Genomic DNA, 9,997 nt, shown 5'->3' on the forward strand with positions numbered 1-9,997 from the left:
GCCGACGAGCAGCTCGTCGGCGTCCCGGCGGCCGAACTCGGCGGCGGCGCGGGACATCTCGTACAGCCGGTGCGGGTCGGCGAGCACGGGCAGCACGTGCTGCTGCACCCACTCCGGGGTCAGCTCCGCGTCGTCGACCAGCAGCCCGCCGCCGGCCTTGACCACCGGCTGGGCGTTCAGCCGCTGCTCGCCGTTGCCGATGGGCAGCGGGACGTAGGCGGCCGGGAGTCCGACGGCGGACAGTTCGGCGACGGTCATCGCGCCCGCGCGGCAGAGCATCATGTCGGCCGCGGCGTACGCGAGGTCCATCCGATCCAGGTAACTTACCGGGATGTATGGGGGCATCCCCGGCATCTGGTGCACCTGCGGCAGTTCGTTCTTCGGGCCCACCGCGTGCAGGATCTGGATCCCGGCCTGCTGGAGCCAGGGCGCGACCTGCTGGACGACCTCGTTGAGACGGCGGGCGCCCTGCGAGCCACCCGAGACGAGCAGCGTCGGCAGATTGGGGTCGAGCCCGAACATCGCGCGCGCCTCGGGGCGGGCGGCGGCCCGGTCAAGGGTGGCGATGGAGTGGCGCAGCGGGATGCCGATGTAGCGCGAGTTCCGGAGCTTGCTGTCCGGGGTGGCGACGGCGACCTGCGCGGCGTAGCGCGAACCGATCTTGTTGGCGAGGCCGGGCCGGGCGTTGGCCTCGTGGATGACGATCGGCACGCCGAGGCGCTTGGCGGCCAGGTAGCCGGGCAGCGCGACATAGCCGCCGAAGCCGACCACGACGTCCGCCCTGGTCCGCTCCAGGATCTGCTCGGCCGCCTTGATCGTGCCGCGCAGCCGGCCCGGGACGGTGATCAGCTCGGGGGTGGGCTTGCGGGGCAGCGGGACGGCCGGGATCAGCGCCAGCTCGTAACCCCGCTCGGGGACCAGCCTGGTCTCCAGGCCGCGCTCCGTGCCCAGGGCCGTGATGCCCACGGTCGGGTCCTGCCTGCGCAGGGCGTCCGCGAGGGCGAGCGCGGGCTCGATGTGGCCCGCGGTACCCCCGCCGGCGAGTACGACATGCACCGAAATTCACCGCTCTCCGGACGTACGCACCGCCGAGGTGCGCCGTCGCATCGTGTTCCATCTCCGGGGCCCCGCAGAGCCCCCAGCCCCCCGCTTTCTACCAAAGCGGGGTTGCCGCATCGCAAGCGCCGCCCGCGCAGCGGGCTCGTCGCGCGCGAAGGCGATCAGCAGCCCGATGGCGAACATGGTCGGCAGCAGGGCGGAACCCCCGTAGGAGAACAGCGGGAGCGGGACTCCGGCGATCGGCAGCAGGCCGAGCACCGCACCCATGTTGATCACGGCCTGGGCCGTGATCCATGTGGTCACGCCTCCCGCGGCATACCTGACGAAGGGGTCCTCCGTGCGTCCGGCCACGCGGATACCCGCATAGCCTAGAGCGGCGAAGAGGGCGAGCACCGACAGCGTCCCCGCGAGGCCCAGTTCCTCACCGGTGACGGCGAAGATGAAGTCGGTGTGCGCTTCGGGGAGTTGACCCCATTTTTCCACACTCGCACCGAGCCCGGAACCGAAGAGTCCGCCGGACGCGAGGGCGTAGATCCCGTGCACGGCCTGCCAGCAGGAGCCGTCGGGGCCCATCTCGGTGGCGCCGATGCAGGCGAAGCGGTCCAGCCGGTTGGAGTTGGTCTTGATCAGGATCGCGCCGATCGCCCCGGCGACCGCCAGCACCCCGACGAACAGCCGGGTGGGCGCCCCGGCCAGCCAGAGCAGGCCGAACAGGATCGCGGTCAGGATGATCGCGGTGCCCATGTCCCCACCGAGCATGATCAGCCCGAGCAGCAGGAACGCCACCGGAACGAGCGGCACCAGCATGTGCTTCCACTGCGCCATCAGCTTCTTGTCCTGCTTGCGGGCGAGCAGGTCGGCACCCCACAGGACCAGGGCGAGCTTGCCGAACTCGCTGGGCTGGATCTGGAAGGAGCCGCCGAGCGAAATCCAGTTCTGGTTGCCGTTGACCGCCACTCCTATCCCGGGCACCTGCACCAGTGCCATCAGGAAGACGGCGCCCGCGAGGATCGGGTAGGCGAGGGCCCGGTGCAGCTTCACCGGCATCCGGGACGCCGCGTAGAGCAGCCCGGCGCCGATCACGGCGGCGAGCAGCTGCTTGCGGAAGAAGTACGACCCTGGCAGCGACATCTGCAGCGCGGTGATCTGGGAGGCCGAGTAGACCATCACCAGCCCGAGCACGGTGATCAGCAGGCTGCCGCCGAGGATCAGGTAGTAGGCGGTCAGCGGCCGGTCCCAGGCCCGGCGGGCCCGCGTGTAGAACCGTACGACCGGGTTCTCGCGGGGGGCGGCCGGGGGCCGCACCGTCCGCTGCACCGGAGGACGGCCCGTACGGCTACCGGGCATGGCCGGCTCCCGTACGCCCGCCCCGGCCGTACGCCCGCGGCGCCCTGCCACCGGCGGACTCCCGCCGGCCGGCCACCCCGTGCCACATCCGAGTCACTCGTCCCTCCAAGGGTCCCGAAGCACCCGCCGTGGTCGAGACCCGCCGTCAGGCGCCCGCTTCGAGTTCGCGGACGGCCGCCGCGAACGCGTCACCACGCTTGTTGTAGTTGACGAACATGTCCATCGAGGCGCAGGCCGGGGCCAGCAGCACCGTGTCGCCGGGCTCGGCGAGGCGCCGGGCCTCCTGGACAGCCGCGAGCATCGCCCCAGTGTCGGTCCGGTCGAGGTCGACCACGGGTACCTCGGGGGCGTGTCGCGCGAGCGCTTCGCGGATCAGCGCACGGTCGGCGCCGATCAGCACGGCCCCGCGCAGCCGCTTCGCCGACCTGGCCACCAGTTCGTCGAAGGTGGCGCCCTTGGCCAGTCCGCCCGCGATCCACACGATCGACTCGTACGCCGCCAACGAGGCTTCGGCGGCGTGGGTGTTGGTGGCCTTGGAGTCGTCGACGTAGGCGACGCCGGCCACGTCGGCGACGTGGGCGATGCGGTGGGCGTCCGGCCGGAAGGCCCGCAGCCCGTCCCGTACGGCCTGCGGGGGCACCCCGAAGGCGCGGGCGAGGGCCGCCGCGGCGAGGGCGTTGGCGATGTTGTGCGGGGCCGGCGGGTCGACGTCGGCGACCTCGGCCAGCTCCTGGGCGTTCTTGTGCCGGTCCTCGACGAAGGCGCGGTCGACCAGGATGCCCTCCACGACGCCGAGTTGGGAGGGCGCCGGGGTGCCGAGGGTGAAGCCGATGGCCCGGCAGCCCTCCTCGACGTCCGCCTCGCGCACCAGGTCCTCGGTGGCCTTGTCGGCGACGTTGTAGACGCAGGCGACCCGGTTGCCCTCGTAGACGCGGCCCTTGTCGCGCGCGTACGCCTCCATGGAGCCGTGCCAGTCGAGGTGGTCCGGGGCCAGGTTGAGGACGGCGGCGGAGTGGGCGCGCAGCGAGGGCGCCCAGTGCAGCTGGTAGCTGGACAGCTCGACGGCGAGGACGTCGTACTCCTCGTCGCCGAGGACCGCGTCCAGCAGCGAGACGCCGATGTTGCCGACGGCGGCGGTGCGCAGCCCGGCGGCCTTCAGGATCGACGCCAGCATCTGCACGGTGGTGGTCTTGCCGTTGGTGCCGGTCACGCAGAGCCAGGGCGCCGAGTCGGGGCGGCGCAGCCGCCAGGCCAGCTCGACGTCGCCCCAGATCTCCACACCGGCCTCGCGGGCCGCGGTGAACAGCGGCTTGTCCGGCTGCCAGCCGGGCGCGGTGACGATCAGCTCCGTGCCGTCGGGCAGGGTGGCGCCGTCGCCGAGGCGGACGGTGACGCCCAGCGCCTCCAGTTCGGCGGCCTGCGCCCGGGCGCGCTCGTCGTCGCCGTCGTTGACCACGGTGACGGTCGCGCCGAGCCCGTGCAGCACCTTGGCCGCCGGGACGCCGGAGACGCCGAGCCCGGCGACGGTGACGCGCTTTCCCTGCCAGTCGGTCACTTCTCTGCTGCCCATCCCGCGTAGAAGAGGCCCAGTCCGACGATCACACAGATGCCCTGGATGATCCAGAAACGGACCACCACGAGCACTTCGGACCAGCCCTTGAGTTCGAAGTGGTGCTGGAGCGGCGCCATCCGGAAGACCCGCTTCCCGGTGAGCCGGAAGGAGCCGACCTGGATGACCACCGACATGGTGATGAGGACGAACAGGCCGCCGAGGATGGCGAGCAGCAGCTCGGTGCGGGAGCAGATCGCGAGACCCGCGAGCACACCGCCGAGCGCCAGCGAACCGGTGTCGCCCATGAAGATCTTGGCCGGCGAGGTGTTCCACCACAGGAAGCCGAGGCAGGCGCCCATCAGCGCGGAGGCGACGACCGCGAGGTCGAGCGGATCGCGGACCTCGTAGCAGGCGCCCGGGTTGGTCAGGGTGCCCGCGTTGGCGCAGGACTCCTGGAACTGCCAGACGCCGATGAAGGTGTAGGCGCCGAAGACGAGGACGGAGGCGCCGGTGGCCAGACCGTCCAGACCGTCCGTCAGGTTCACGCCGTTCGACATGGCGAGGATCATGAACAGCGCCCAGACCACGAACAGCACCGGGCCGATGGTCCAGCCGAAGTCGGTGATGAACGACAGCTTGGTGGAGGCCGGGGTGTTGCCGCGGTTGTCGGCGAACTGGAGCGAGAGCACCGCGAAGGCGATACCGACGATCAGCTGGCCGGCCATCTTCGCCTTGGCCCGCAGCCCCAGCGAACGCCGCTTGACGATCTTGATGTAGTCGTCGAGGAAGCCGACCAGGCCCATGCCGACCATCAGACCAAGGACGAGCAGACCCGAGTAGGTCGGGGGATAGCCGGTGATGACCTTGGACAGGAAGTACGCGGCGACCGTCGCCAGGATGAAGGCGATACCGCCCATGGTCGGCGTACCGCGCTTGCTGGCGTGCTCGCGCGGGCCGTCGTCACGGATGTACTGGCCGTAGCCCTTGCGCGCGAGGAGCTTGATCAGCAGCGGGGTGCCGACCAGCGTCAGGAAGAGGCCAATGACTCCCGCGAACAGGATCTGCTTCATCATCGGGCGGCAACCTCACCCTCGGCACCGGACTCGAGCAGCGCCTGGGCAACGCTTTCGAGCCCGACCGAACGGGACGCCTTCACGAGCACGACGTCCCCCGGGCGCAACTCGCTGCGCAACAGGTCGACCGCCGCCTGTGCGTCGGACACGTGCACCGACTCCTCACCCCACGAACCCTCGTTATATGCGCCCAGTTGCAGCCAGGCGGCTTCCCTGCCCCCGACCGCGACGAGCTTGCTGACGTTGAGCCGGACGGCGAGCCGTCCGACCGCGTCGTGCTCGGCGAGCGATTCGTCCCCGAGCTCGGCCATCTTGCCGAGCACCGCCCACGTACGACGCCCCTTGCCCATGGCCGCCAGCGCGCGCAGAGCGGCCTTCATGGACTCGGGGTTCGCGTTGTAGGCGTCGTTGACGACCGTCACGCCGTCCGGGCGCTCGGTGACCTCCATCCGCCAGCGGGAGAGGGAGCCCGCCTCGGAGAGCGCGGTGGCGATCTCTTCCGCGGACATGCCCAGCTCATGGGCGACGGCGGCCGCGGCGAGCGCGTTCGACACGTGGTGCTCACCGTACAGGCGCATGGTCACGTCGCTGCACCCGGAGGGTGTGTGAAGGGTGAAGGAGGGCTGCCCGGTGTCCGTCAACCGCACGTTCTCTGCGCGTACGTCCGCTTCGTCGGCCTCGCCGAAGAGGAGCACCTTCGCCTTCGTTCGGGACGCCATGGCCCGTACGTACGGATCGTCGGCGTTGAGGACCGCCGTGCCGTCCTCCGGGAGGGCCTCCACCAACTCGCCCTTGGCCTGGGCGATCTGCTCGCGGCCGCCGAACTCGCCGATGTGCGCGGAGCCGACGTTGAGCACGAGGCCGATCCTCGGGGGCGTCAGCCCGGTCAGGTAGCGGATGTGGCCGATGCCGCGGGCGCCCATCTCCAGGACCAGGAACCGGGTTTCCTCGGTGGCGCTGAGCGCGGTGAGCGGCAGCCCGATCTCGTTGTTGAGCGAGCCCGGAGTGAACACGGTCGGCGCCTTGCGCTGGAGCACCTGCGCGATGAGGTCCTTGGTGCTGGTCTTGCCCGCCGAGCCGGTGAGCGCGACCAGGGTCGTGCCGAGCTTGTTCACGACATGGCGGGCGAGGGCGCCGAGCGCCGCCTGGACGTCGTCCACGACGATCGCGGGCACGCCGACGGGGCGCGAGCCGAGCACGGCGACCGCGCCCGCCGCCACGACCTGTGGTGCGTAGTCGTGGCCGTCGACGCGTTCGCCGACGAACGCGGCGAACAGGCTGCCGGGCCCCGCCTCACGGGAGTCCCGGACGACCGGCCCGGTCACCAGGACCGACGTGTCCGGTATGTCGTACGTCTGCCCGCCGACGACTTCTGCGATCTCGGCGAGAGAGAGGGCGATCACAAGTTCATCCCCTGGATCTTTCGGGATTTCATCCCTGGGTCTTCTGGATGGCTTCGCGAAGCACCTGGCGGTCGTCGAAGGGACGGACCACGCCGGCGATGTCCTGGCCCTGCTCATGGCCCTTGCCCGCGACCAGCACGGTGTCGCCGGGCCGGGCCCGTTCGACGGCCGCGGCGATCGCCGCGGCGCGGTCCTCGAAGAGCACGACCTCGCCGCGCTCGTGCACCGGCACCGACGCCGCGCCCTGGAGCATCGTGGCGAGGATGGCGAGCGGGTCCTCGGAGCGGGGGTTGTCGGAGGTCAGCACGGCGGTGTCGGCGAGCCGTGCGACGGCGGCGCCCATCGGGGCGCGCTTGGTGGTGTCCCGGTCGCCGCCGCAGCCGAGGACGACGTGCAGCCGGCCCTTGGTGACCTTGCGCAGCGCCTTCAGCACCGACTCGACGGCGTCGGTCTTGTGGGCGTAGTCGACCACCGCGAGGTAGGGCTGTCCGGCGTCCACCCGCTCCAGCCGGCCCGGGACGCCCGGCACGGCGGCGATGCCGTCGGCGGCGGTCTGCGGTTCGAGACCGGCGGCGGCGAGGGCGACCAGCGCGGCGAGGGTGTTCGCCACGTTGAACGGGCCGGGCAGCGGGGACTTGGCGGCGATCCGCTCGCCGTTCGGGCCGAGCACGGTGAACGTCGAGTCGAGCTGGCCGATCACCACGTCCTCGGCGCGCCAGTCGGCGTCCGGGTGGCCCTCGGCGGAGTAGGTGACGACCGGGACGCCGGCCTCGCGGGCGAGCCGGCGGCCGTACTCGTCGTCGACGTTGACCACGCCGAGCCTGCTGCGCTCCGGCGTGAACAGCTGCGCCTTCGCCTGGAAGTAGTCCTCCATGCCGGAGTGGAACTCCATGTGCTCCGGGCTGAGGTTGGTGAAGACGGCGATGTCGAAGACGCAGCCGTCGACCCGGCCGAGGACCAGGGCGTGGCTGGAGACCTCCATGGCGACCGCCTCGACGCCGCGTTCGCGCATGACCGCGAAGAGGGCCTGGAGGTCGGTGGCTTCGGGGGTGGTGCGCTCGGACTTGATGCGCTCGTCGCCGATGCGCATCTCCACGGTGCCGACCAGGCCCGTGGACCTGACCGTCCTCAGGCCGCCCTCGACGAGGTAGGCCGTGGTGGTCTTGCCGGAGGTGCCGGTGATGCCGATCTGGAGCAGGTCCCGCCCTGGCCGGCCGTAGATCGTGGCGGCCAGTTCGCCCATCCGCGCGCGCGGGTCGTCGACGACGAGCACCGGCAGACCGGTGGCGGCGGCCCGCTCGGCGCCGGCCGGGTCGGTCAGCACGGCCGTCGCGCCGAGGCCGGCGGCCTGGGTGACGAAGTCGGCGCCGTGCGCGCGGGCGCCGGGCAGGGCGGCGTACAGGTCGCCGGGACGGACGGCGCGCGAGTCATGGGTGATGCCCGTGACCCCGGCGTCGCCCTCCGGTGCGGCGACACCCAGCTGTCCGGCCAGTTCCGCGAGGGGTGTGGCGGAGACCTGCGCCGGCCGGGGCGGTCCCGGATAGGTCACGGGATGGCCCTTCTGGGTGGTTTGGGACTGATCAGCGTGTGGCACGGCGGTGAGCGTACCGGGCGTACCCGCCCCGGAGCGAAGTGAGGGGCGGGGGGTGCCTTGGTTCCCGGGATCCGGGGTGATCGTTGTCACTGGTGGTTCCTGGTTGCTCGGTGGTGCTCGGTGCTGGTCAGGACTGATCAGGGCTTGTACGTCACCGGCAGATTCGCGGGCTGGGCGCCGGTGGGCGGGATCTGGAGCGTCTTCAGCGCGAACTCCATCACCTGCTTGTAGACCGGCCCGCAGATCTGGCCGCCGAAGTAGCTGCCCTTCGTGGCGTTCTGGATGACGCAGTAGACGGTGACCCGGGGCTGGTCCGCGGGGGCGAAACCGGCGAACGACGACGTGTAGCCGTGGTACTTGCCGGTGGCCGGATCCACGCGGTTGGCCGTGCCCGTCTTGCCCGCGACCCGGTAGCCCGGGATACGCGCCTTGGTGCCGGTGCCCTCCTCGTCGTCGACCACCGACTCCAGCATCCGGGCCAGCGTCTTCGCGGTCTTCTCGCTGACCACACGGGTCTTCTCGGGTTCCGGGGCCGGGGTGAAGCGGCCGTCTGGACCCTTCGTGCCGCGGATCAGGGTGGGCTCGACGCGTACGCCGCCGTTGGCGATCGTCGAGTAGACGGAGGCCGCCTGCATCGCGTTGATGGACACGCCCTGGCCGAAAGGAATCGTGTACTGCTGCGAGGTCGACCACTCGTCCGGCGGGGCGAGGATGCCCTTGGTCTCGCCCGGGAAGTCGAGCCCGGTGTGCTCGCCGATGCCGAACTTGCGCAGGTAGGAGTAGAGGACGCGGTTGGCCTGCGCCTGGGTCCTGCCGAGCTGGCCGGTGGCGAGGATGGTGCCGATGTTGCTGGACTTGGCGAGCACGCCGTTCAGCGTCAGGTACCAGGTCGGGTGGTCGATGTCGTCCTGGAAGAGCCGGTCGCCGCGGTGCAGCCGGTTCGGCACCACGACCCGCGTCTCAGGGGTGGCGACCTCCTCCTCCAGCACGGCGGCCATCGACATCACCTTGGCGGTGGAGCCGGGCTCGTAGGCGTCCTGGAGGGCCGCGTTGCCCATGTTCGCCGAGGTGGCGCGGGACAGGTCGTTGGGGTCGAAGCCGGGCGAGTTGGCCATGGCCAGGATCTCGCCGGTCCGGGTGTCCTGCACGATCACGTAGCCGCGGTCCGCCGCCGACTTCTCCACCTGCTCGGCGATGGCGTTCTGCGCGGCCCACTGGATGTCGCGGTCGATGGTGAGTTCGATGTCCGAGCCGGGCACGGCGGGCGTCTCCTCGGCGCCCACGGTGGGCACCTGGCGGCCGCCGGACTGGGCGTAGCGGATCTCGCCGTCCTTGCCGGCCAGCTGCTCGTCCAGCTGCTGCTCGATGCCGCCGCCGCCCTTGCCCTCGGCGTTGACCCAGCCCAGTATCCCGGCGGCCAGCTCGCCGTTCGGATACACCCGCTTGCTGCTGGGAGTGGCCAGCACACCGGCGAGGACGTTCACCGTGGACCCGTCCGTCTGCTCCTTGTTGGCCAGCGCCGACTTCAGGTCCTTGATCTGCTTCCAGACCTGCGGGGTCTGCCGGTCGGCGAGCTTGACGTAGCGCAGCTTCTCGTCCTCCGGCCGCAGCTTCCCGACGATGTCCTCCTGGTCCTGGCCGAGGATCGGCGCGAGGAGGGCGGCGGCCTGCTCGGGGCCGTCGTCGATCTTCAGCTGCTCGCGGGTGAAGAGCGTGGGATCGGCGGTGATGTCGTAGGCGTCGACGCTGGTGGCGAGGGCCACGCCGGCGCGGTCGGTGATCTCGCCGCGCTCGGCGGCCAGCACCTGGCCCACGTACCGGTTCCGCTCCGCCTTGGCCGCGTACGCGCTCGCGTCGACGGCCTGCACCTGGAGCAGCCGGACGACGAAGACCAGCAGGACCAGGGTGAGCGCGACGCCGACCATGCGCAGCCGGGGCCGGGGGCTGCCCAGCCGGATGACCCGCGGGG

At 71.3% G+C, this 9,997-nt stretch carries 7 protein-coding genes; all 7 read right to left on the reverse strand.

What is annotated here, in order from left to right; translation table 11 throughout:
• Positions 1 to 1,056, reverse strand: a 1,056-nt coding sequence (gene murG / locus CCN42_RS24575) for an undecaprenyldiphospho-muramoylpentapeptide beta-N-acetylglucosaminyltransferase (protein WP_086738884.1), incomplete at its 3' end; no start/stop codon positions are given.
• Positions 1,057 to 1,062: 6 nt separating this feature from the next.
• Positions 1,063 to 2,406, reverse strand: a complete 1,344-nt coding sequence (gene ftsW, locus CCN42_RS24580; protein ID WP_086738886.1) for a putative lipid II flippase FtsW — start codon at positions 2,404 to 2,406, stop codon at positions 1,063 to 1,065.
• A 145-nt stretch (positions 2,407 to 2,551) separates the two neighbouring features.
• The gene (gene murD, locus CCN42_RS24585) at positions 2,552 to 3,976 is read right to left on the reverse strand and encodes a UDP-N-acetylmuramoyl-L-alanine--D-glutamate ligase (protein WP_086738888.1); all 1,425 of its coding nucleotides are present in this window, start codon (positions 3,974 to 3,976) and stop codon (positions 2,552 to 2,554) included.
• A complete protein-coding gene (gene mraY, locus CCN42_RS24590) occupies positions 3,958 to 5,028 on the reverse strand; it encodes a phospho-N-acetylmuramoyl-pentapeptide-transferase (RefSeq protein ID WP_043500063.1) in 1,071 nt (356 codons plus the stop codon). Before mraY ends, murD begins: the two co-directional genes overlap by 19 nt.
• Complete coding sequence (locus tag CCN42_RS24595; protein WP_086738890.1) at positions 5,028 to 6,434, reverse strand: UDP-N-acetylmuramoyl-tripeptide--D-alanyl-D-alanine ligase; 1,407 nt, start codon at positions 6,432 to 6,434, stop codon at positions 5,028 to 5,030. Before CCN42_RS24595 ends, mraY begins: the two co-directional genes overlap by 1 nt.
• A gap of 28 nt (positions 6,435 to 6,462) precedes the next feature.
• Positions 6,463 to 7,983 carry a UDP-N-acetylmuramoyl-L-alanyl-D-glutamate--2,6-diaminopimelate ligase gene (locus tag CCN42_RS24600; protein WP_086172320.1) on the reverse strand — a complete coding sequence of 507 codons (1,521 nt, stop codon included), beginning with the start codon at positions 7,981 to 7,983 and terminating at the stop codon, positions 6,463 to 6,465.
• A 182-nt stretch (positions 7,984 to 8,165) separates the two neighbouring features.
• Positions 8,166 to 9,997, reverse strand: a 1,832-nt coding sequence (locus CCN42_RS24605; protein WP_158102126.1) for a peptidoglycan D,D-transpeptidase FtsI family protein, incomplete at its 5' end; no start/stop codon positions are given.

The organism is Streptomyces glaucescens, assembly GCF_002154375.1.
In the GTDB taxonomy this organism is placed as follows: domain Bacteria; phylum Actinomycetota; class Actinomycetes; order Streptomycetales; family Streptomycetaceae; genus Streptomyces; species Streptomyces glaucescens.

What these genes read in the sequence shown, in the direction of transcription:
- mraY (WP_043500063.1), bottom strand. Translation starts at nt 5,028, where the DNA reads ATGAAGCAGATCCTGTTCGCGGGAGTCATTGGCCTCTTCCTGACGCTG.
- murD (WP_086738888.1), bottom strand. Translation starts at nt 3,976, where the DNA reads ATGGGCAGCAGAGAAGTGACCGACTGGCAGGGAAAGCGCGTCACCGTC.
- ftsW (WP_086738886.1), bottom strand. Translation starts at nt 2,406, where the DNA reads ATGCCCGGTAGCCGTACGGGCCGTCCTCCGGTGCAGCGGACGGTGCGG.